Here is a 20,732-nt window from a genome sequence, read left to right on the forward strand (position 1 = left end):
ACATCTGCTGGCGCAGCCGCCGCAACAGCGCTAGATTCACCCTATAATTCTTGACCGAAAGGCCAACGCGACCGTGTTACGCAAAACCTCATTTATGGCGTTGGCCTGTGCTCTGGCTTTCGCTGCGCCGACGGGCACCGCCATTGCGTTGGAAGATCTGGATTTCGCGGTAGACGCGCCTAGCCCCGAAAAGGAAGAAACGGTCAAAGCGGCCCTACGCGCCGCATCCAACCTGCGCACGGCTGAAAATGAAGGCCGGACAGACGCGCAGGATTTGCTGGCTGCGGCCTTGGCCGATTACAGCGCACTGACACTGGCGCTTTATTCCGAGAGCTACTACGGCGGCGTGGTCAGTATTCTGATCGACGGTCATGAAGCCTCTCAAATCCCGCTGTTGAAAGTGCCCCAAACCATCAACCGCGTCGAAATCCGCGTGAAATCTGGGCCCAAGTTCGAATTCGACCGTGCCCGCATTGATCCGTTGGCAGGTGGTACCGACCTGCCCGAAGATTTTGCCAAAGGCCGCACCGCGCGATCCACTGTCATCACCGAAGCCGCCGACGCCGCCATAAGCGGTTGGCGCGACAAAGGCTATGCCAAAGCGCACATCGAGCAGGATCGCGCCGTGGCGGACCATGCACGCAACAAGCTTTCGGTCGAGATCGACCTCGACCAAGGCCCGTTGGTCAGTTTTGGCGATCTGGTCATCACCAAGCCCAGCGCCGTGCGCGAAAACGCGCTCCGTCGCATCGCCGGTTTCCCGAAAGGCGAACGGTTCTCACCGGCCGAGGTTGAAACCGTCCTTGCCCGCCTGCGCAGAACCCGCGCGTTTTCGTCGGTCACATTGACCGAGGCAGACACTGTTGATCCTGACGGCAGCATGGATATGAAGCTGGCCGTCACCGACCAGAAACCCCGCCGCATCGGGTTTGGTGCGGAATATTCCACGCAAGACGGCGCTGCGCTGTCCGCCTTCTGGCTGCACCGCAATTTCTATGGCGGGGCTGAACGACTGCGCTTTGATGTGTCGATCAAGAACATTTCGACCGTCAGCAGCGGCATTGACTATGGCGTCTCGGGCCGTTTGGACGTGCCTGCGATCTACGGCGCGGACACACACGGATTTACGCTGATCGCGCTAGAACATCTGGATGAACCGACCTTTGAAACCGACCGTGCCGAAGTGCGCTTTGGCTTTACCCGTCCCCTCAGCGAATACCTCAGCATCGAAAGCGGGATCGGCTTTGTCTGGTCCCACACGAACGATGACTTGGGCGAACGGGAATTCACGCTTGTGACCCTGCCGACAACCATCACATGGGACAAACGCAACAATTCGCTGAACCCGCGACAGGGCCATTATGTGGCGTTGCAACTGACGCCCTACGCAGGCCTGAACGGCAGCCAGTCGGGCGGACGCCTTTACGCGGATGCGCGCGGGTACTTCGGCTACGGCGATGGGGACCCAACGGTTTTGGCGACACGATTGCAGCTGGGCTCTGTCGTCGGGTCCGACATCGAAGGTACGCCACCTGAATACCTGTTCCACTCGGGCGGCGGCGGCACTGTTCGCGGCCAGCCCTATCAGTCGTTGAACGTCGATCTGGGCAATGGTGACGAAACCGGCGGCCGGAGCTTTGCGGCCCTCTCGGTCGAACTGCGACAGGACCTGACCGAAAATCTTGGCGTCGTTGCGTTCGCGGATGCAGGCTATGTCGGCGAAAGCAGCGAATTCGACAACAACGGCGAATGGCATTCCGGCGCGGGCCTTGGCGTCCGGTATCAGACCGGTCTTGGGCCCATCCGCTTTGACGTGGCCGGCCCGACAGGTGGCGAAACAAGCGACGGTGTGCAGTTCTACATCGGGATTGGACAAGCGTTTTGAAGCGGTTTCTCGTATACACCACTGTCGGCGCGACCTTTCTGTTTCCCGCCATTGCCCCGTCGCAAGAAAGCGACGAAACCTCACAAGAGGCCGCCGACCGGGGCTATCTTGAGGCGCTGATCGAAGACAATCTGTCGAACGGCGATTTCGCCGTGGATATCGTCGATTTCCAAGGCGCGCTCAGTTCACGCGCGACGGTGGCCGAACTTCGGATTTCGGACGCGCAAGGCACATGGCTGACCTTGCGTGGCGTGGAACTGGACTGGAACCGCTCTGCCCTGTTGCGGGGTCAGCTGGATGTGACCGAACTCTCTGCCCAAGAGATCATCGTGCCACGCCTGCCCGGATCGTCCAGCGACGCCCCCAGCCCCGAAGCCTCGCCCTTTGCCCTACCAGAATTGCCCGTTGGCGTGCAGATCGGTCGTATTGCAGCGGAACGTGTTGAACTGGGCGAACCTATCCTTGGTCAGATCGCCATCCTCAGCGTCGAGGGCTCTGCGCAACTTGCGGAAGGCTCTGGCAACGTATCAATTGCCGCGCAACGGCTTGACGGTGCCAGCGGCGCATTTGGGGTCGAAGGCAGTTTCGACAACGCTACGCGCATACTGGCACTGGATGTGTCGCTGCAAGAGGGTGAAAACGGCATCGCGGCTTCGCTGCTCGGGTTGCCGGGCCAGCCGTCGGTCGCATTGAACATCGATGGCGAAGGCCCGCTGTCGGACTTTGCCGCAGACATCGGTCTGGCCACCGACGGACAGGACCGGATCAGCGGCACTGTGGCGCTTTTGGCCAATGACAACGGCGAACCTGGAACGTCGTTCACTGCCGATATTTCCGGCGACATCCGCCCCCTGCTTGAACCTGAAAGCCGCGAATTCTTTGGTGAAGACCTGTCGCTGAAAGTGGACGGCACGCGGTATCAAAGCGGCGCGCTGGATCTGACGGATCTGACGGTGACGTCAGACGCCATCAACATTTCTGGCTCTGCGGCCTTCGGCGAAGACCTGTGGCCCAGCCGTGTCGCGCTGACAGGGGATATTGCAGCACCGGAAGGCGGCAAGATTGAACTGCCGATTCCGGGTGAGGTCACCCGACTGGATCGCGCCGATCTGGACATCCTTTACAACGCAGAAACCAGCGATGACTGGTCCGCCCGTATCGAGGTCGTGGGCCTTGACCGCCCCACCCTGTCCGCCCGCCTGCTGCGCATCGACGGCGCAGGGTCACTGTCACGTGGCGAAGGCACGGCGCTTGGGCAACTGGCGGGGACGTTCGATGTTCAGGCTGAAAGTCTGGAATTCACGGACCCCAACCTGTCGCAAGCCGTTGGTACAGACGCCACCGGCCAATTCGATGTCAGCTATATCGAAGACGCGCCCTTCAAGATCAGCAACCTGACCCTGTCCGGCGCAGGAACCGATGTTGCGGGTGATCTGGAATTCGACGGTCTGGGCGACGACCTGAACCTGATCATCTCGGGCGATCTGCGGGCCGATGTGGATGACATCAGCCGCTTTTCCGGTCTTGCCCAGCGCGAAGTTGCAGGCGCGGCTGACGTCCGTGTTGTCGGCAATATCGCCCCTCTTTCAGGTGGTTTTGACGCGGTGATCACCGGATCGACGCGCGATCTGATCGTCGGGATCAAACAGCTGGACACACTCGTCGCGGGGCAAACCGAACTGACGCTCAGTGTTCTGCGCGATGAAAACGGGATATCGCTGCGCGATCTGACCACCGAAAGCTCGGTTGCGAAAATCGAAGCGAACGGCCTTTTGGCCAGCGACAACAGCGAAATCTCTTTTGACGCCCGCCTGACCGATCTGGGCGATGTGCTGGAAGGCGCGAACGGCGCGACCAGCCTGACAGGTGTGGCCACGCAAACCGGCCCGCGCTGGGGCGTCGACCTGAAGGCACAGGCCCCCGGTCAAACGGCGGTGGATGCAACGCTTGGCCTGCTGCTGATCGACGGCGAACTATCGGATATTTCCGGCCAAGGCACGCTGTCCGCCGATGATCTGTCGGTTTGGTCGAAAATCGCGAACCGGCCCCTTGGCGGCGGTGTCGAGGCCACAGCAAACGGGCGTTACAGCCTGCCGACCGGTCATTTCAACGTGGCCGCCGATGGTATTTTGAACAGCCCCGAAACCGGCATCGCCGAAGCCGACCGCATTCTGGAAGGCCGCAGCACGTTCAAGATTGATGCGATTATGGATGCGCTAGGCCTGACCGTCAGCGACTTTAACATCATCGCGCCGCGGGGTTCGGTTCAGGCCGATGGCCTGTACACCCCCGACGGTGATGGCAGCCGGATCACGTTCACATCCGAACTGACGAACCTGAACGATATCTTTCCCAACATGTCCGGCAGCGCCTATCTGAACGGCAATGCCACGCAAAGCGGCGAAACACTGGACTACACCGTTCAGGGCGCAGGGCCCGGTGGATCGAAAATTGACGTCTCGGGTCAGGCCGATATTGCAGATTTCAAACCGACCGAAGTGACGGCACAGGGTGCGATCAACATCAACGATCTATCGCCACTGTCCGGCCTTGTCGGGCAATCCTTGGGCGGCGCGGCGCAGCTTTCCGGCTCTGGCAGCGTGGATCTGACGGACGGCTCTTTTGCGACAAACGTCAGGGGCCAAACCGTCAACCTGCGCACCGGCATTGATGCGGTGAACAAGCTGATGCGCGGTACGGCGGATCTGACCGCTATTCTGGAACGCTCTGATACAGGCACAATCAGGATCGACACGCTGACCGTCGATGCGACCGAGTTTGATATTCAGGCGTCGGGCAGCAGCGATGATCAGAATGATGTCATCCGCTTTTCCGCCGATCTGCGCGATGTCGGGCTGTTCGCGCCTGACTTTAGCGGGCCGGCATCCGCCACAGGTACAGCGCGCCGCTCGGGCGAAACGCTGTTTGTTGATACGGTCCTGAATGGGGCTGGCGGCACCACCGCCACGATCAACGGCACCGTCGCGCAGGACGGCAGCACAGCGAACCTGACAATTGACGGCAATGCGCCTCTCGGGCTGGCGAACTTTGCGCTGACCCCGAACGTTGTATCCGGCACAGGACGCTTTGATTTGCGCCTGAACGGTCCTTTGCAGCTGTCGTCTCTCAGCGGGCGTATCGGCACTGAGAACGCAAGCCTTACTGTCCCGACCCAAGCGCTGGCCTTTGATCCACTGACGGCAACGATCGATCTGAACGCAGGCCGTGCGCAGATCGACGTAGAGGGCCGGTCAACCACCGGCGGACGGATACAGGTGAATGGCCCCGTGTCATTGGAGGCGCCCTTTAACGGCGATCTGAACATCCGTCTGCGCAGCCTAGGGTTCGAAGACCCGTCGCTTTACGCAACAACTGTCGAAGGGCGGCTTAATCTGAACGGTCCGCTGGCGTCGACGGCCCGCCTGTCGGGCACAGTCGATCTGGGGCAAACCGAACTGCGGGTTCCGTCGGGCGGCACCGGTTCAACTGCGCTGACCTTCCAGTTGGCACATGTCAACGAACCCTCCGCAGTGCGCACGTCCCGCGCACGTGCCGGACTGCTGGATACTGCAGAGGCAAAGCCGGAAGGCCTGTTGGATTATCCGCTGGATGTGACCGTGAACGCGCCCTCGCGCATCTTCGTGCGTGGCCGTGGTCTGGATGCCGAACTGGGTGGCCGTGTCCGCATTGGCGGCAGTCTGAAGAACGTCACGCCAACGGGTCGTTTCGACCTGATCCGCGGTCGTCTGGATATCCTTGGTCAACGCCTGACGCTAAGCGAGGCCTCTATCGTCCTGCAGGGCGATCTTGATCCCTACCTGCAGGTGCGCGCCGATGCGTCCCGTGCGGACACCGAAATTCAGGTGAATATCGTCGGCCCCGTGTCTGACCCCGAGGTGAGCTTTACCTCAAGCCCCGACCGCCCCGAGGAAGAGGTTCTGGCCCTGCTTTTGTTCGGTCGCGACCTGACCCAAATCTCGGGCCTGCAAGCGCTGCGCATCGCCGCCGCGCTGAATACGCTGGCCGGTCGCAGTGGCAATTCAATCATCGACAACATCCGGATGAGCACGGGCCTGGACGATCTGGATGTCCAGACCTCTGAGGACGGCACGACCGAGCTTCAGTTGGGCAAGTACATCAATGATCGCACCTATACCGACGTGACGGTGGGCAGCGACGGGACGTCTGAAATCAACCTGAACTTGACAGTGACGCCCAACATCACCGCCCGTGGCACTGTTGGCTCGGACGGAAATACCGGCGTGGGTGTGTATTTCGAAAAGGATTACTAGGCTTTGGACTGGCGCGCCAATTGGACCGCCAGAATGCCAGCCGCGATGATCGCGACGCCAATCACATCCCACACCCCTAGGTTTTCATTCAACAGAACCGCAGCAATCGCCACGCCGAAAAACGGGTTCAGGAAGTGGAAGGTCGCAGCTTTGACCGCGCCGATGCGATCCACCAGCAGGAACCACACCAAAGTGGCCAACACGCCCGGAACCAGTGTCGTGTAGGCAAAGGCCGCCAACAGGGTCCACGACGGTTCGAACGTCAGCGTCTCAAACGCCAGCGACGGCACGATCAGAGCGGCAGAGCCGACCAGCATCTGTAGGCCCACGATCATCAGAACATTGCCGCCCGCTGTGACGGATTTCACCGTCAACGTCGCCACGGCCAATGACGCCGCACCGATCACACAGAGCGCCAGACCGATCAGATCAACCCCACCGGTCACACGCATCCCCATGATCAACAGAACGCCCGCGACACCGGCAAACAGGCCGATCACACCCATCAAGGGAAGGCGCTGACCAAGGAAGGCCCAGCCTGCAAAGGCCACGATCAGGGGCATGGTCGATGCGATGATAGCCGCCAGTGATGCCTCGACCGTTTGCATCGCGACAAAGTTCAGACCCAGATAGAGCGCGTTCTGGCACAGACCGAAGATCACCACACCGCGCCATTGCGACCGCGTCAGGTTCATGTTCTGGCCCAGCGCGCGGGCTATGAGGATCGCCAGAACGCCCGATATCAGGAAGCGCAGGGAAAGGGCGGCCAAGGGCGGGGCCGACATGACGATGATACGGGCCGAGGCAAAGGCCGACGACCACATCAAAGCAAAGGCCAGCCCCATAAAGATTGCGCGAATATCCATAAAGCCCTCTGCCCTGCGTTTCCCGCACCTGATCCGAAGGTTCCGATGACGTCAAGGCAACCCCGCTATGTACACAAATCGCGGCTTGCATGCCTTTGCCCAATATGGGCCCCTACAGAAGGTCGCGGAATTCGCGGTCACCCCTTTTCTTTGCCCAACTCTCTGTCATGCTCGGATCAGAAAGTTTGCCGCTGGAGCGCAAATATGCTTCTGGACCCCGAGACCGACCTAAGCTTTTCTCTTACCCTAGACGCCCCTAGGGCCGTGATCTGGCAGTGCTGGACATAGCCCTGGCATCTCAAAGAATTCTTCGTTCCCAAACCCCACTTTATTGAATCCTGCACATCGCGTGTCATTCTTAAAAAAGAAAACACGCCGCGTTTTGATCAAACGCGGCGTGCCCTAAAATGTCTGACGATCTGTCGCTAGTGCGATTTAGTTGCGGCCTTTACCGTTGCCGCCACCGTTTCCACCGCCATTGCCGCCGCCGTTACCGTTGCCGCCGCCGTTTCCACCACCGTTGCCACCGCCACGGTTGCCTTTGTCGCCGCTGTCACGGCTTGTGGCACCGGCGTCACGCTCGGCTTTGCGTTCTGCGTTGCGGGCTTTGGCGGCTTCGCTGTTGCCGCCAGCGTTGTTGCCTGCACGCACTTCATCGAGGGTCACGATACCGTCGCCATCCGCGTCAAATTTCAGCAGGGCGCGTGTCGCGTTGGGACCGAAGGCATGTGTCAGCTCTTCTTCGTCCAGTTCGCCGTCGTCATCTGTGTCGATCTCGTCGAATGTCAGCTGACCGTCGTCATTTGTATCCAGCTCTTCAGTCGGCGTCTGTTCCTCTGTCGGCGTCGGCTCTTCAGTTGTTTCTTGTGCAGAAACCGAAGTCGTTGCCAGTGCCAGACCCAAAATCAGTGCCGTCGTCGAAGTTGTAAATTTGAGCATGAGAACCCTCTTTAGATATCCAATAATCCGTCTTCCGCACCGTCATCTTCAATTTTTGTGCCCAAATTAGGGCTAAACTGCGATTTTATATTCATAAGACAAGATATCATGAACAATCAGACACATAGCTGTCGCATTTGCCTGCCCAAACCAAAAAGCCCCGCCTGACAGACAGGCGGGGAAGGTCGCGTCACGTAGGCGGCTACGGACGCGGGCGGTAAACTGTTCTGTATTTTCGGCTTAGTTCGGACGGTCTTCCATCTCGGCGCGGATCTGCTGGCGCAGGACGTCGATCGGAACAATCTTACCGTCTTTCTTGAAGTGCCAGTAGGTCCAGCCATTGCACGACGGTGCGCCTTCCAGATGGGCGCCGACCTGATGGATCGAGCCTTTGACGTCCAGACCGACCAGAGTGCCGTCTGCACGGACCTTGGCGCTTTTGCCCGACGGGGAAACAAGCGTTTCGCCCGGACGCAGCATGCCACGTTCCACCAGCTGACCGAACGGCACGCGCGGCTCGGCGCGTTTTGCGCGGGTCACTTCCAGCGCGGCCTTGTCGAATTTGCGGATGTTCGCGATGCGCTTTTCCGCGACTTCTCGGTAGGCCGCTTCGCGTTCGATACCGATCCAGTCACGGCCCAGCATTTTCGCCACGGCACCGGTTGTGCCTGTGCCAAAGAACGGGTCCAGAACCACATCACCGGGGTTGGTCGAACCAACCAGAACACGGTGCAGCAGGGATTCCGGTTTTTGTGTCGGGTGTGCCTTGTCGCCATTGGCGTCTTTCAGGCGTTCGCCACCGTTGCAGATCGGCAGAACCCAGTCAGAACGCATCTGGATGCCTTCGTTCAGGGATTTAAGCGCCTCATAGTTAAAGGTGTACTTGGCACCTTCCGACTTGGACGCCCAGATCATTGTCTCATGCGCGTTGGTGAAACGCTTGCCGCGGAAGTTCGGCATCGGGTTCGACTTGCGCCAGACCACGTCGTTCAGAATCCAGTAACCTGCGTCCTGAAGCGCAGAACCCACGCGGAAAATGTTGTGATAGGAACCAATGACCCAGATCGCGCCATTCGGTTTCAGAAGACGACGGGCCGCCGCCAGCCATTCGCGTGTGAACTCGTCATAGGCGCCAAAGCTGGAAAACTGGTCCCAGTGGTCATCCACGGCATCAACGCGCGAGTTATCAGGGCGGTGAAGCTGCCCTTTCAGCTGAAGATTATACGGCGGATCTGCAAAAATCAGATCGACAGAATTCTCCGGCAGGGACCGCATTATATCAATGCAATCCCCCGATAGAATCGTGTTGAGAGGGAGCGCTTGCGCGCTCTTAATATCGGTCATCTTCGTCATACTCTGCCTCTGTCCCGTTGGCGCTTTTGCGCTCTGTGGTTGGGTACAATGGTGAGTCAAACGTGATTCGGGGTCAAATTCTTTTTTGAATCAGTACGTTAGAAATTATTCTTGATACAAGATATTGTGTATCGGTTTGAAGCTACGTCTATGATGTGGGGTAACACCAAAATCTCGGAGCGCTTCTTTGTGGCTTTTTGACGGGTATCCCGCGTTCGAGTCCCAGCCATACTGCGGATAGTGTTGCGCCAAATCACACATCACCCTGTCGCGACATATTTTGGCCACAATTGCGGCCGCCGAAATCGACACCGATTTGGCATCGCCCTTGATGATTGCGCTGGCGGGAATGGTCAGGTCTTTGGGGATCATATTGCCGTCGACCAGCACATGATCCGGCTGCTCGGGCAACGCCGCAATCGCACGGCACATCGCCACGTGGCTGGCGCGCAAGATGTTGATTTCGTCGATTTCCTCGACCGTCGCCTCGCCGATGGCATAGCGGCAGTTCGCGGTGATCAGCTCGGACAATGCCGCCAGCTTTTTCTTGGACAGCGCTTTTGAATCGCGCAGGCCCTCGGGCAAAGTTGCCGGATCAAACAGAACAGCTGCCGCCACCACAGGCCCCGCCAACGGCCCGCGCCCGACCTCGTCCACACCAGCAATCAATTTGCACCCTTGCGAGATCAGCGCACGTTCATGGGAATCGTCAGGAATGTTCATGGTTGCTGGGATACCTGACAGGCATCGGTACAACCACATCAAAAGTTTGAGTAGTCTTGAAAGCGAGAGAGTCTGGTTTGAGCCCAGAGTGCAAGATGCTGCGGAGCGTCCGAATGTCGGGTTTGACGCGAAGGCATGGTATAGGCATGCACGGGACGTTGGCGAAAAGCTGCATTTTGCATCGTACTGTCGCGTCGGTTGTGTGAAGGCGACTTGCGCCTCCATCCGATCGTCGGATCGCTTGTGGACAAAGAAACGCTCGAAAAGTTGGGCGCGCAAAAGCGGAGAATTTTGATGCCATGGATGCTGAAATCGGAGCTTGATGACATGTCTGCCCGGCATCACTGGGAACTAATTTCCGCGAATGGTGAATCGATCATGTTTCCCGCGTTGTCAAACTGGCGGCTGGCGGTCACACCGGATGATCTGCCGCTTCACCTCAAGCTCATGGCCGATGGCCCGGATAATCTTTATGACATGATGCAGGGACCGGGTAGCTCGTGGCTGGTTAGTGCGCGTCTCAAGACATTGTTTGAATCGATCGACGATCAAAGCGGATCTTACTTCCCTGTGGTTTTGCACTTGGGGCATGAGACGATGGAAGACTCACATTACTGGCATCGGATGACAGACGTCGTCTCGGGTGGCATCGATGTCGGGCAATCCGACGTCAAACCCGTCAAGGTCGCCGGCCAAGTTGCGTTCTACAGCACACCGCACACGCCCAACATTGTCTGGAATGCTGAGGCGGTCGCAGGGCGACACGTTTGGACGGATGAATTTTTGAGAGAACGACTTTTTGTATCAGACCGCGCGTTGGAGGAGATGGTCGGCGCTGAAATGACCGGTTTCAAGAAAGTGGCGTCTCCTTTTGCATAAGAGGCTTTGTTAACCGTGATGACTTTAGACGACCTGGTGGCGAAATAGTTCACCAGCGCCTGAGCGGCCATTCGAGCGGCATTCAGAGAAGGTCCGCTTCGTCCCGCATAGCAGACAATGCCACATTTCTTGCGCCATCTTACAAAATAAGACGCGCGGCCTTCTTTGGGCCGCGCGTCTGTGGCGATGCAAGGGGACAGGGGATCAAACCCGATGCATCTCCTGCTCGAAAAGGATCAGCGGCGGCGCATCACGTAGCCGCGTTTGCGCAGGCACTGGGCGCCGTAGGCATGAGCATAACCGCGCTGGGTGCGCACCTCGGTCCGGCATTTGCGCGGCAGGCGGTTGGATGCGTCGTATTTGCGGTTCAGGCAGCGGGCGCTGAAAACCGCATCGTGCTTTTTCGAACCGTTGCGCGGCACCCACAGGCATTCAGCGGGCAGCGGCGGGCGCATACGGTTCTGGAAGTTGTTCTTGCCGTACTGCGGCCAGGCCCGTTCGTAGATCAGCTCTTTCTGCTTTTTGGTGACCTTACCGTCATTGCGTTCCCGCGCCTGTTCGGCAGCATTGGCGATCACATAGATCGTGGCGGCCCCTGCCAGAAGTTTCACAAGATCATCGGCATCGGCGGCACGGGCGCTGGTGGCCCCGAAGCTGGTCAGGGCAAGGGCGGTACTTAGGACGGCGGCAATAAAACGGCGGGACATGGGGCGGCTCCTGTGGGCTGTTGGACATTTCGGTGATGCACCTGATCGAACGAGACCAAGCTTGTGTCCCGAACCTGTCCCAGCCCCCCGAAGTCAGGCAATGACGACCGCCTGTTATCGGATAACAGCCCTTATTTTGCGCGTTGTTATTGAATTGCAGCACCCATTGCGTGCAATCATGTCCTTATGAAAAACGCCCTGATCCTTTCCCTGCTTCTTGCCCTGCCCGCCGCGGCAGAGGCCGGTTGCTATGCCGATTACAAGGCCAAGCAGGAAGACCCGTTGCGCCTGCATTACGGGGTGGCCGAGATTTCTGGCGACTGCAGCAAGAAATCCGCCAAGAAAGAGCTGAAGCCCCGCCTGAAAGACGCAGGCTGGACTTTGCTGAATGTTGTGTCTGTATTTGACGAAAGTGGTTTGGAGGAAAGGAAGACCAGTGCCGGAAACAACTACCTCCGCTACTGAGGCGCGCCGGTCCGGCACGCGTATCGTCAGCCTTGGGATTGTCGCGATCGTCGCCTTGTTGGCGGGTGCAGGGATCTGGCTGTTGCTGGCCCTGCCCGACGCCAACGCCTTTGATGCGCAGGTCGAACGTATCTTTATCGAAAACGACGACCTGACATCGCAGGCCGAAATCAAACTGCTGGAAATTCTGGCCCAGTCCGGCAATGCCTTTGCCGAAACGCTGGCCAGCTACCGGATGGTCATTTTCGTCCTTTTGATCTTTGCCACCGCCATGCTGGTCGCCGCCTTGGTGTTCCTGATCATGCTGGTCACGATGAACCGCCGGATGGCCCAGATCGAACGGTCAGGGATCGAGGTGTCGTCGCTGATCATCAGCCGCGATGAAAAGACGGTCTATCTGAACACCATGGGCTTCAAACTGACCGACGCGATGATGGAGACGATATCGGTTCTGGCCGAGGCCCGCATGGACGACGAAATGCTGACCGGCGTCCAGATCGAGGCGATGATTTCCGGCCGGTCCGAGGCCGACTGCGACGAAGCAGCCGGTGCCACCCGCATCAAACGCCTGCGCGACGGGCTGGGCAACCAGTTGGTCAGCGAACTGCTGGTCAAAACCATCGCCAAACGCGGCTATGTGCTGGCCATCGACAAGGGTGTGATCGAGGTGGTGTAGGAAGCTGCTGCAAAAGCAGCTTCCTTAGCCCGCGTCATTTACCCCAGAGCGGATAGTGCCGCATTGGTTGCCTCGCGTTCGTAACGGAACACCGGAACGGCGGCATAATCCACGGCGCGACAGGTGAAGGATTGCTTCAGTTCGTTGAACAGCTCTTCCTGCCCCGCTTCAAAGGCTTTCATCTCGGATATGTCGTCGAAATTGATCGTCACGTACAGCGAGCCTTCCTTGCACAGAAAGATATTCAGCCCTGTCATGTTGTGTCTGGCAATCGATCCGCCCAGTTCCTCGGCAACGTAGGACGCAGCAATCTTGCCTTCGGTTAAGCTGGTCAGCTTGATCTGATAGATTTTGGTGTACATCGCGCTACTCCATCATTGCAAAGAGATCTTCGACGTCCAGCGTCGCTTTGGGGGCCAGGATTTTGCGGCGGAACATCGCGGCGGACAGGCCCTGATTGCCCTGAACCTCTCGGCCCACGGCGGACAGCTCTGCGCCAATTCCTTTCTTTTCGGCCAAACCCATGTCAATCAGCGTTCGCAAGGTATCCTTGGACACCGGGTTGCCAGCACAGAGGCTTAGAAAGCCTTCCAACTCGGGCAAGCCCATTTCCGGGTATTCACGACCAAGGTTCCGGCAGACTTCGGACATGCGTTCCGTGACAGCACCGCGTTCTTCCATTTGCAGCGTGATCATCAGGGTCATGTTCGACGCCAGTTCAACCATCCGGTCCACGACCTCGGGTGACATCACCCTTGGCTTGTAGTCCACAGTGCATAGCGTTCCCAAAACCAGACCGTCATTGGTCACAAGCGGATAGGCCCCCCAAAACACCCAATGGGGCGACTCAAGCACCAGAGGATTGTTCTTAAGCTTTTCGTGCTCTCGCAGGTCTGGAACAATTGTCGGTGCTGTGCTGCCCAATGCATATTGGCAAAGGGTCATTTTACGGGGCACTTCAGTGGCGTCGATCAGCCCGTTGAAATCCTGAGCAAGGAAAAACTGGCGATCCTCATCCAGCAGCCCTGTATAGGCGACCGGACAATCCGTAATCAGTTTCGCAAGATCGACATATATATCCCACCGGTCAGGCTGATCTACATCCATGACCCCGGACCGGTGAACCCGTGCGTTGCGTGCTTCTTCGTTCGCAGGCAAGGGTGCGGCTTCGTATGCAGGTACCATAACAACTCCATTCCGAAAATTTACCCAAGGTAAATTGTGAAGCAAAAAGCCCGTACGTCGAGATGACCTAAGATCAAATGAAGCTGTCTTGGGCGATCTGAAACTTCGAAAGACATCGCGTCACAGCTATAAAATGAGCCCGAGGTCTGTCGTACACCTCGACGTCTCGACGCGGCCCGAAATCAAAGCGCCGTGTCCCTCCGCGCGTGGCGCGACCCACGTATACGTTAAGACGGGAACACCCTATCAAAAACGGATGCGTCCATTTGGGAAATCGGGCGTATTTGCGTGCCTATTCCGTCGAGTCAAAAAACGTCCAAAGGTCCTTTTCAATCTTTTCGCCACGAACTAGGCTTTGTCTGTCTTGGCAATAAAGGCATTGCGCGCTGCTGTCAGGATGAGCGGAGCTTTCCCTCTTGGTCAGACGCCCTGAAGCGTCGGCTGCGTGCACAAGGCTCCTTTCATTGAAACAGGCGGCGCGCCGCCGGAACCGATAGGTGAGCCATGCTTCGCAACGACCAACTTGAACAGTGGGATCGCGACAATTTTTTCCACCCCTCCACACATCTGGCCGAGTTCGCCCGCGGCAACGTCCCGCAGCGCGTCGTCACCGGCGGGTCAGGCTGTCATATCGAAGACCGTGACGGCAACCGCCTGCTGGATGCCTTTGCCGGCCTTTACTGTGTGAATGTCGGCTATGGCCGGTCTGACATTGCTGATGCGATTGCGGATCAGGCCAAGGAATTGGCCTATTACCATTCCTATGTGGGTCACGGCACCGAGGCGTCGATCACACTGGCCAAGATGGTTCTGGACCGCGCACCCGATCATATGTCCAAGGTCTATTTCGGCCTGTCCGGATCAGACGCGAACGAGACCAACATCAAGCTGGTCTGGTATTTTAATAATATCCTTGGCCGCCCCGAAAAGAAAAAGATCATCTCGCGCTGGCGCGGCTATCACGGCTCGGGTTTGATGACCGGATCGCTGACAGGGCTTGAGCTGTTCCACAAGAAGTTCGATCTGCCACTGACGCAGGTGATCCACACAGAGGCCCCCTACTATTTCCGCCGCCCCGATCTGAATATGAGCGAGGAGCAGTTCACCGCCCATTGCGCGGCCGAGCTCGAGGCGCTGATCGAACGCGAAGGCGCAGACACCATCGCCGCCTTCATCGGCGAACCGGTTCTGGGCACAGGCGGTATCGTCCCCCCGCCCGCAGGATACTGGCAGGCCATTCAGGCGGTGCTGGACAAACACGATATTCTTCTGATCGCGGATGAGGTCGTGACAGGCTTCGGTCGTCTGGGCACCATGTTCGGGTCTGACCATTACGGCATGCGCCCCGACATCATCACCATCGCCAAGGGCCTGACTTCGGCATACGCGCCATTGTCCGGCTCGATCGTGTCCGACAAAGTGTGGAAGGTGCTGGAACAGGGCACAGACGAAAATGGCCCCATTGGCCACGGCTGGACCTATTCCGCACACCCCATCGGCGCGGCGGCAGGTGTGGCGAACCTGAAACTGATCGACGAATTGGACCTTGTCACGCAGGCGGGCAAAGTCGGTGGCTATCTGAACAAAACCATGTCCGAGGCATTGTCGGCCCACCCCCATGTCGGAGAAGTCCGCGGCGAAGGCATGCTCTGCGCGGTCGAGTTCGTCAAAGACCGCGACAGCCGCACATTCTATGACGCCGCCGACAAAATCGGCCCGCAAATCGCAGCGGCCTTGCTAGAGCAAAGCAACATCATCGCCCGCGCCATGCCCCAAGGCGACATCCTAGGCTTCGCCCCACCGTTCTGCCTGACCAAACAAGAGGCAGACGAGATCGTCGCGGCAACCACGCGGGCTGTGACGTCGGTTTTGGGCTGATCAATGCCCTGAGATCACAAAATGAATCCTGGCGATCCCGGCAGGATTCGAACCTGCAACCTGCCCCTTAGGAGGGGGCTGCTCTATCCAGTTGAGCCACGGGACCGCACGGGTTTTTTGCATATCGTCTGCATCAAGGCTTGTCATCCCTGAATGGACTGTCGTTTGCCTTGTATGATCTTATGGGATTGCGCTAGACTTTTAGAAAAGCACAGGAAAACACCGTGGCCCCGACAGACCATCGCCCCTTGACGCTCCGCGACGTTTCAGAAGCTTCTGGCGTTTCCGAAATGACCGTGAGCCGCGTTTTGCGCAACCGTGGCGATGTCAGCCCAGCCACCCGCGAAAAGGTCCTCGAAGCGGCCAAGGCGCTTGGGTACGTGCCCAACAAAATTGCAGGCGCTCTGGCCAGCCAGCGGGTCAACCTTGTGGCCGTCATTATTCCCAGCCTGCGCAACATGGTTTTCCCAGAGGTTCTTTCCGGCATCTCGAACGTGCTGGAAACCACTGACCTTCAACCGGTCGTTGGCGTCACGGACTACCTGCCGGAAAAAGAAGAACGCGTTCTTTACGAGATGCTGTCGTGGCGTCCCTCGGGCGTGATCATCGCCGGTCTGGAACATTCCGATGCGTCCCGCGCCATGATGCGCGCGGCAGGCATCCCGATTGTCGAGATTATGGATATCGACGGCACGCCCATTGATGCAGCTGTCGGTATTTCACACCGTCGTGCAGGCCGCGAAATGGCGCAGGCGATCCTGAAACAGGGCTACCAGCACATCGGCTTTATGGGCACCAAGATGCCCTTGGACCACCGTGCGCGGAAGCGGTTCGAAGGCTTTACCGAGGTTCTCGCCAAAAGCGGCATCGAGGTCGAGGATCAGGAATTCTATTCCGGAGGATCGGCTTTGGCGAAGGGTCGCGAGATGACCGAAGCCATGCTGGAACGTTCGCCCGAGCTGGATTTCCTCTATTACTCAAACGACATGATCGGTGCCGGTGGCCTGCTGTATCTGCTGGAAAAGGGCTATGACGTGCCCGGCAAGATCGGTCTGGCCGGTTTCAACGGGGTCGAGTTGCTGGACGGCTTACCGCGCAAGCTGGCCACGATGAACGCGGGCCGGAGCGAGATTGGCACCAAGGCTGCCGAGATCATTGCAGAACGCGTTGCCGACCCAACGAAAGAGGTCGAGCGTATTGTCGAGCTTAGCCCCAAGGTTCTTTACGGCGACACGCTGAAACGCCGCTAAATTTACGCTCTAAACGGGTTTTGTCATTATCCCGATACACGCGACGTCTACACCGGCGTCATGGAGCAGCGTCTTTTTTCACCTCAGAAATCGCGCCGCCTGTCGCTTCGCCTGACAGGGGCCGAGGTTTTGCGCGACGGAAAAATGCAACGCAGGTCTGTCGCCATTCAAAAAGGTCGGGTCACCAAGGGGCCTTTGCCTGAAGTTGACCTGTCCGGATATTTTGTACTGCCCGGGATCGTCGACCTGTGTGGTCTTGGCTTTCAGAACCGGATGACTGCGTCCGATATGTCGATGCAATCCGCGTTACTTACGACCGCACGCGATGCTGCGGCCAACGGGGTCACGACGGCGCGCATTGCTCAAGGATGGGGTTGGGAGGCCGAACACTCAAGTCCGGATGTTGCACGAACTGTGCTGGCCTTAATCGAGCATATGCGGCCCAGCTGTCTGATTGATATGCGGGCCGTATTGCTGTGCGACACGCACACGACCACAACACGTGATGCTCTGCTGGCTTCGGTCCGCCGCCATGGCGTGGATCTGGTGCTGTTCACCGATTTGCTGAAACGTATCGAGCTAGGAAAGCTGGATCGCGGCCCACTGCTGGAAAAAGCGGCCTCTGTGGCACCCGAAAAACGTGATGTGCCGCGCCATCTGTGCCGTCTGGCCGAAGCCTTTGATCTGCTGGGCACTGTGTACGGCAGTCTGGATGACCCCGATGGGGAAACGCGGGAAACCTATTCAATGCTGGGCGCCAAGCTTTGTGCACGACCCGACAACCGTAAACCCGCCGCATTGGCCAAAGCCGTTGGTGATCCGGTGACTTTGCCCGCCTCGTATATCCTGCGAAGCGATCAAGCTGCCCTGACGACAGATCTTTTGCGCTCTGGATTGTGTCAGGCTTTGATGTCGGACCACCATTACGCCGATTTGGTGCGCGCCGTATTCAAGATCGTGGACGACGGGCGCATGTCCCTGCCCCGTGCTTGGGCGCTGATATCACAAACTCCGGCCGAGATTTTGCGACTGCCCGATCGAGGGCATATCGATTATGGCCGCCGCGCGGATCTGGTTGTGGTGCATGCCACCACGAAAAAGGTCGAGGCCACCATCTCTGACGGGCGCATCGCCTATCTGGCGGGCGGTGCCGCACAGCGTTTTCTAGCGGCGGGCAGCGAAGCCGCGCTGGCCGCAGAATAGCACTGTTACCGAACTGTCATCGGAATCACATACCTTGCTTTTGCGAGTAGTGACCGCGCTTGGTCCGTCCCACGGACCGCTTTATTACTTTGGCCTTCGGGCATAAATTTTCCAAACGTCTCTGGGGTGGCTTCGGTCACCCCAATTCCTTTGCAGCTGCAGCATAGCAGCCCTGCAAATTGCGACTCTAGCCATGCAAATAATGGAAACCGGCTATTACCAGACAGCTCTTTTTTTGCCGCGCCGCAGCATATATCAATGTCTCAAGGGAGCAGACTTGAACAGGAGTTTGTCGAAATGGCACTTGCAGAAACAACACTCGTCCGCGAATCCAGCAACGTATTCGCAAACATCGGTAACGCGATTCTGCGTACCATGACAGCTATCGCAGAAGCCGACGGTCGCGTCCGTCGCGTTCAGCAGCTGCAGGCAATGAGCGACGCAGAACTGGCGAAGCGCGGCCTGAAGCGTGACGAAATCGTCCACCACGTTTTCCGATCCACATACTACATGTAATCCGGTTTATCGGTACTCTGAAAAAGGCCGTGCCCACTGGGCGCGGCCTTTTCTTTTGCCCGATCGTCAAATCACAGACGCCAAAAACAAAAAGGCCGCATCGAATGATGCGGCCTTTCCGTATGGGGTGGCGCGGAACCTTAGTTCTGCGCGTAGAATTCGATGACCAGGTTCGGTTCCATGACGACCGGGTACGGTACGTCGGACAGGCCCGGCTGGCGTACGTATGTCGCTTTCATCTTGCTGTGGTCAGCGTCGATGTAGTCCGGAACGTCACGCTCTGTCAGCTGAGTTGCTTCCAGCAGAACGGCCATTTGCTTGGACTTCTCGCGAACTTCGATCACGTCACCTTCTTTAACACGGTAGGACGGGATGTTGACGCGCTTGCCGTTCACCAGGACGTGGCCGTGGTTTACGAACTGACGAGCAGCGAAAACTGTCGCAACGAACTTGGCGCGGTAAACAACGGCGTCCAGACGACGCTCGAGCAGACCAATCAGGTTTTCACCTGTGTCACCCTTGATACGTTCCGCGTCCGAGAAGATGCGACGGAACTGTTTTTCGGTCAGGTCGCCGTAGTAACCCTTCAGCTTCTGCTTGGCGCGCAGCTGGATACCGAAGTCGGACAGCTTGCCCTTACGACGCTGGCCGTGCTGGCCGGGGCCGTATTCACGACGGTTAACGGGGGATTTCGGACGACCCCAGATGTTTTCACCCATCCGGCGGTCAATTTTGTACTTGGCAGAGGTGCGTTTTGTCACCGTCTGATCTCCTTCTGTAGGCGACACCCCTTCGGTGGTCTTGGGGGTATCTATGAAGGGCGTTGTCCTCTGGGTCGAAACCCTGACAGGCATCCCCTTGCGGGGGCCACCAACACCAATGAAGCCGCGCTTATATGCGCACACCTTTCAGAGTCAAGCGCTTTGCCACGGGGTCCCTGATTTTAAAGGCGCAGAGGGAAATAGGTGGCATTTGAATAGAGCCTGATTTCTTAACCAACCCGTTAACCTCTGGCGGGCACTTTGGCGATGGCCATAGTGGAAGAGTGGATCAATGCGCCCGCAACACCAGAAAATGAAATCCAACGCCCTGTCAGAGGCTGTTCGCAACCGTGACAAGGATATTCCGTCAATGGTTGCCGCGGCCGTGCGGCACAAAGAGGTGAAACTGGCCTATCAGCCCATCGTGCAGGCCAGTGCCCAGAACCGCGTGGCTTTCTGGGAAGGCTTGATCAGGGTCACCGACCCTACGGGCCGCATCATCCCTGCGCGGGAATTCATCGGATATGTCGAAGAACAGGAAACCGGCCGTTTGCTGGATTGCCATGCGTTGGAACACGGGCTGCGCATGCTGGCCAAAGTGCCCGACCTGCGCCTGTCGATAAATATGTCTGCCCGTTCGATCGGGTATATGCGGTGGCAACGCATTCTGGATCGTCAATTGTCCGCCAACCCGACACTGGCCGAGCGACTGATTCTCGAAATTTCTGAAGACTCAGCCATGCGCGTGCCCGAATTGGTGACCGAATTTGCACGGCGATTGCGGAAAAAGGGCATTTCTTTTGCCCTCGATTCTTTCGGTGCAGGGCAAACGGTGTTCCGCCATTTCAAGCAATTGGACTTCGATATCCTGAAAATCGACGGGCATTTTGTCGCAAACGTGGCCCATGATTCAGACAATCAGGTCGCTATCCGCGCCCTTGCTGCCGTGGGTGGCGAATTTGGTATGATCACTGTCGCAGAACGGGTGGAAACCCTAGAAGATGCAGCCTTTTTGGCCAGTGTGGGCATTGACTGTTTGCAAGGTTACGCCTTTTCCGCACCCACGCTTTCTCCGCCTTTTGTTCACAAGCCCTAGGTTTGTGTATTTCATCCACTTCACGCGGCACACGAATAACACAGCCCGCCCTGTCGGG

Annotated in this window: 18 protein-coding genes and 1 tRNA gene; 10 read left to right on the forward strand and 9 right to left on the reverse strand. The window is 58.0% G+C overall.

The genetic code is table 11. The annotated features are described in order from the left end of the window. Positions 1 to 73: 73 nt before the first annotated feature. Together AC4FIA_RS00150 and AC4FIA_RS00155 are read left to right on the forward strand one after the other, a co-directional pair. Positions 74 to 1,885, forward strand: coding sequence for an autotransporter assembly complex protein TamA (locus AC4FIA_RS00150; RefSeq protein ID WP_490364239.1), 1,812 nt, complete (start codon positions 74 to 76; stop codon positions 1,883 to 1,885). After that, complete coding sequence (locus AC4FIA_RS00155) at positions 1,882 to 6,177, forward strand: translocation/assembly module TamB domain-containing protein (RefSeq protein WP_490364240.1); 4,296 nt, start codon at positions 1,882 to 1,884, stop codon at positions 6,175 to 6,177. Before AC4FIA_RS00150 ends, AC4FIA_RS00155 begins: the two co-directional genes overlap by 4 nt. Here AC4FIA_RS00155 and AC4FIA_RS00160 read toward each other — a convergent pair. The 4 genes from AC4FIA_RS00160 to rnhB all read right to left on the reverse strand — a co-directional run bounded on the left by AC4FIA_RS00160 (position 6,174) and on the right by rnhB (position 10,058). Next, on the reverse strand, positions 6,174 to 7,043 hold the full coding sequence (locus AC4FIA_RS00160; protein ID WP_490364241.1) for a DMT family transporter: 870 nt from the start codon (positions 7,041 to 7,043) through the stop codon (positions 6,174 to 6,176). The two genes, AC4FIA_RS00155 and AC4FIA_RS00160, sit on opposite strands and share 4 nt — an antisense overlap. A 435-nt stretch (positions 7,044 to 7,478) precedes the next feature. Further along, entirely contained in the window at positions 7,479 to 7,982 is a 504-nt protein-coding gene (locus AC4FIA_RS00165; protein WP_473031024.1) for a hypothetical protein, read from the reverse strand. A 240-nt stretch (positions 7,983 to 8,222) separates the two neighbouring features. Continuing rightward, positions 8,223 to 9,335: a site-specific DNA-methyltransferase gene (locus AC4FIA_RS00170; RefSeq protein WP_490364242.1), complete on the reverse strand. Its 1,113-nt coding sequence runs from the start codon at positions 9,333 to 9,335 to the stop codon at positions 8,223 to 8,225. Between the two features lie 105 nt (positions 9,336 to 9,440). After that, positions 9,441 to 10,058, reverse strand: coding sequence for a ribonuclease HII (gene rnhB, locus AC4FIA_RS00175; RefSeq protein ID WP_490364243.1), 618 nt, complete (start codon positions 10,056 to 10,058; stop codon positions 9,441 to 9,443). Positions 10,059 to 10,301: 243 nt separating this feature from the next. Between rnhB and AC4FIA_RS00180 the strand changes: the two genes are divergently transcribed. After that, the gene (locus AC4FIA_RS00180) at positions 10,302 to 10,937 is read left to right on the forward strand and encodes an imm11 family protein (protein ID WP_490364244.1); all 636 of its coding nucleotides are present in this window, start codon (positions 10,302 to 10,304) and stop codon (positions 10,935 to 10,937) included. A 236-nt stretch (positions 10,938 to 11,173) separates the two neighbouring features. Here AC4FIA_RS00180 and AC4FIA_RS00185 read toward each other — a convergent pair whose 3' ends face one another. Continuing rightward, a complete protein-coding gene (locus AC4FIA_RS00185) occupies positions 11,174 to 11,644 on the reverse strand; it encodes a hypothetical protein (RefSeq protein ID WP_490364245.1) in 471 nt (156 codons plus the stop codon). A 186-nt stretch (positions 11,645 to 11,830) separates the two neighbouring features. Here AC4FIA_RS00185 and AC4FIA_RS00190 point away from each other — a divergent pair, with 186 nt between their 5' ends. Together AC4FIA_RS00190 and AC4FIA_RS00195 are read left to right on the forward strand one after the other, a co-directional pair. Then, positions 11,831 to 12,109: a hypothetical protein gene (locus AC4FIA_RS00190; RefSeq protein WP_103910392.1), complete on the forward strand. Its 279-nt coding sequence runs from the start codon at positions 11,831 to 11,833 to the stop codon at positions 12,107 to 12,109. Beyond that, on the forward strand, positions 12,033 to 12,785 hold the full coding sequence (locus tag AC4FIA_RS00195; protein WP_490364246.1) for a hypothetical protein: 753 nt from the start codon (positions 12,033 to 12,035) through the stop codon (positions 12,783 to 12,785). Before AC4FIA_RS00190 ends, AC4FIA_RS00195 begins: the two co-directional genes overlap by 77 nt. 38 nt (positions 12,786 to 12,823) lie before the next feature. On the opposite strand, the gene AC4FIA_RS00200 is transcribed toward AC4FIA_RS00195, so the two are convergent. Both AC4FIA_RS00200 and AC4FIA_RS00205 read right to left on the reverse strand, forming a co-directional pair. Continuing rightward, positions 12,824 to 13,147, reverse strand: coding sequence for a hypothetical protein (locus AC4FIA_RS00200; RefSeq protein ID WP_490364247.1), 324 nt, complete (start codon positions 13,145 to 13,147; stop codon positions 12,824 to 12,826). A 4-nt stretch (positions 13,148 to 13,151) separates the two neighbouring features. After that, positions 13,152 to 13,970, reverse strand: coding sequence for a GAF domain-containing protein (locus tag AC4FIA_RS00205; RefSeq protein ID WP_490364248.1), 819 nt, complete (start codon positions 13,968 to 13,970; stop codon positions 13,152 to 13,154). A gap of 504 nt (positions 13,971 to 14,474) precedes the next feature. Here AC4FIA_RS00205 and AC4FIA_RS00210 point away from each other — a divergent pair. Beyond that, positions 14,475 to 15,848 (forward strand): aspartate aminotransferase family protein, encoded by a 1,374-nt coding sequence (locus AC4FIA_RS00210; RefSeq protein ID WP_490364249.1) that lies wholly within the window; start codon positions 14,475 to 14,477, stop codon positions 15,846 to 15,848. Positions 15,849 to 15,877: 29 nt separating this feature from the next. On the opposite strand, the gene AC4FIA_RS00215 is transcribed toward AC4FIA_RS00210, so the two are convergent. Beyond that, a tRNA-Arg gene (locus AC4FIA_RS00215) sits at positions 15,878 to 15,954 on the reverse strand. A gap of 118 nt (positions 15,955 to 16,072) precedes the next feature. Here AC4FIA_RS00215 and AC4FIA_RS00220 point away from each other — a divergent pair. The 3 genes from AC4FIA_RS00220 to AC4FIA_RS00230 all read left to right on the forward strand — a co-directional run bounded on the left by AC4FIA_RS00220 (position 16,073) and on the right by AC4FIA_RS00230 (position 18,817). Then, complete coding sequence (locus tag AC4FIA_RS00220; protein ID WP_287473435.1) at positions 16,073 to 17,098, forward strand: LacI family DNA-binding transcriptional regulator; 1,026 nt, start codon at positions 16,073 to 16,075, stop codon at positions 17,096 to 17,098. A gap of 60 nt (positions 17,099 to 17,158) precedes the next feature. Further along, on the forward strand, positions 17,159 to 18,301 hold the full coding sequence (locus AC4FIA_RS00225) for an amidohydrolase family protein (protein ID WP_490364250.1): 1,143 nt from the start codon (positions 17,159 to 17,161) through the stop codon (positions 18,299 to 18,301). A 297-nt stretch (positions 18,302 to 18,598) separates the two neighbouring features. After that, a complete protein-coding gene (locus tag AC4FIA_RS00230) occupies positions 18,599 to 18,817 on the forward strand; it encodes a DUF1127 domain-containing protein (protein ID WP_103910399.1) in 219 nt (72 codons plus the stop codon). A 140-nt stretch (positions 18,818 to 18,957) separates the two neighbouring features. On the opposite strand, the gene rpsD is transcribed toward AC4FIA_RS00230, so the two are convergent. Further along, positions 18,958 to 19,578 (reverse strand): 30S ribosomal protein S4, encoded by a 621-nt coding sequence (gene rpsD, locus AC4FIA_RS00235; protein ID WP_103910400.1) that lies wholly within the window; start codon positions 19,576 to 19,578, stop codon positions 18,958 to 18,960. A gap of 292 nt (positions 19,579 to 19,870) precedes the next feature. Between rpsD and AC4FIA_RS00240 the strand changes: the two genes are divergently transcribed. Then, positions 19,871 to 20,674, forward strand: a complete 804-nt coding sequence (locus AC4FIA_RS00240; RefSeq protein ID WP_103910401.1) for an EAL domain-containing protein — start codon at positions 19,871 to 19,873, stop codon at positions 20,672 to 20,674. Positions 20,675 to 20,732 lie beyond the last annotated feature (58 nt).

It is taken from the genome of Thalassococcus sp. (assembly GCF_982780845.1).

Coding starts and splice junctions, on each gene's coding strand:
- AC4FIA_RS00160 (WP_490364241.1), bottom strand. CDS start 7,043: ATGGATATTCGCGCAATCTTTATGGGGCTGGCCTTTGCTTTGATGTGG.
- AC4FIA_RS00165 (WP_473031024.1), bottom strand. CDS start 7,982: ATGCTCAAATTTACAACTTCGACGACGGCACTGATTTTGGGTCTGGCA.
- AC4FIA_RS00170 (WP_490364242.1), bottom strand. CDS start 9,335: ATGACGAAGATGACCGATATTAAGAGCGCGCAAGCGCTCCCTCTCAAC.
- rnhB (WP_490364243.1), bottom strand. CDS start 10,058: ATGAACATTCCTGACGATTCCCATGAACGTGCGCTGATCTCGCAAGGG.
- AC4FIA_RS00185 (WP_490364245.1), bottom strand. CDS start 11,644: ATGTCCCGCCGTTTTATTGCCGCCGTCCTAAGTACCGCCCTTGCCCTG.
- AC4FIA_RS00190 (WP_103910392.1), top strand. CDS start 11,831: ATGAAAAACGCCCTGATCCTTTCCCTGCTTCTTGCCCTGCCCGCCGCG.
- AC4FIA_RS00195 (WP_490364246.1), top strand. CDS start 12,033: ATGTTGTGTCTGTATTTGACGAAAGTGGTTTGGAGGAAAGGAAGACCA.
- AC4FIA_RS00200 (WP_490364247.1), bottom strand. CDS start 13,147: ATGTACACCAAAATCTATCAGATCAAGCTGACCAGCTTAACCGAAGGC.
- AC4FIA_RS00205 (WP_490364248.1), bottom strand. CDS start 13,970: ATGGTACCTGCATACGAAGCCGCACCCTTGCCTGCGAACGAAGAAGCA.
- AC4FIA_RS00210 (WP_490364249.1), top strand. CDS start 14,475: ATGCTTCGCAACGACCAACTTGAACAGTGGGATCGCGACAATTTTTTC.
- AC4FIA_RS00225 (WP_490364250.1), top strand. CDS start 17,159: ATGGAGCAGCGTCTTTTTTCACCTCAGAAATCGCGCCGCCTGTCGCTT.
- AC4FIA_RS00230 (WP_103910399.1), top strand. CDS start 18,599: ATGGCACTTGCAGAAACAACACTCGTCCGCGAATCCAGCAACGTATTC.
- AC4FIA_RS00240 (WP_103910401.1), top strand. CDS start 19,871: ATGCGCCCGCAACACCAGAAAATGAAATCCAACGCCCTGTCAGAGGCT.